General features: G+C 41.6%; 1 protein-coding gene. It reads right to left on the bottom strand.

Going from position 1 to position 778, the window contains the following annotated elements:
* Window positions 1-116: 116 nt before the first annotated feature.
* Window positions 117-764 (bottom strand): response regulator transcription factor, encoded by a 648-nt coding sequence (locus tag VB714_RS07400; RefSeq protein ID WP_416309631.1) that lies wholly within the window; start codon window positions 762-764, stop codon window positions 117-119.
* Between the last annotated feature and the right edge of the window lie 14 nt (window positions 765-778).

The raw sequence follows: 778 nt of genomic DNA, 5'->3' as shown, positions 1-778 counted from the left end.
CTGTTATTAGTTGATAGTTGATAGTTGATAGGTAAGTAGTTGATAGTTGATAGTTGATAGTTGATAGCGGGGAAGTTAGTTGATAGTTGATAGTTGATAGCGATGCACTGAGTTTGTCAGGCTTGATTGCTTTCGATCGCCCATCGCGCTAACTCCGTGCGGTTTTTGAGTTGGGTTTTGTGTAACATATTGGAAACATGGCTTTCAACGGTTCGCTGACTGACATTGAGTTGGTCGGCAATATCCTTATTTTTCATGCCTTGGGCAACTAACTGCACGACATTCATTTCTCGATCTGTGAGTTCGACTCCCTCGGGAACGTGTAAGGTAATAGCCATATCAACCCCTTTTTTAGACAGATCTCGGTAGCGATCGACTTGACTGAGGGATGATTTGACCTGAGCCACCAGTTCCTCTGGTTCAAAGGGTTTGACCATGTAAATATCGGCTCCTTTACTTAAGCCTTTGACGCGATCGGAACTTTGTCCTTTGGCAGAGAGAAAAAGAAAAGGAATCCAATTGAGTTTGGCATTTTCTTTCACCTTTTCCACAAACGTATAACCGTCCATTTCTGGCATCATGACATCACAGATAATCATGTCGGGAGTGTTCGTTTCCAGAATTTCTAAGGCTTCTTGACCATTTTCGGCAGCGATGACTTCATAGCCTTTCCATTCCAGATAATCCTTAACTAAAAGAATTAAATTGGGATCGTCATCCACTAACAGTAGTTTTTTGTTCTCTTTTTGAGGGGTTTCTTTCATAGCATTAAACAACG

The organism is Spirulina sp. 06S082 (assembly GCF_034932145.1).
Taxonomy (GTDB): Bacteria; Cyanobacteriota; Cyanobacteriia; order Cyanobacteriales; family Spirulinaceae; genus CCY15215.
This window is presented reverse-complemented; position numbering and strand designations above follow the sequence as displayed.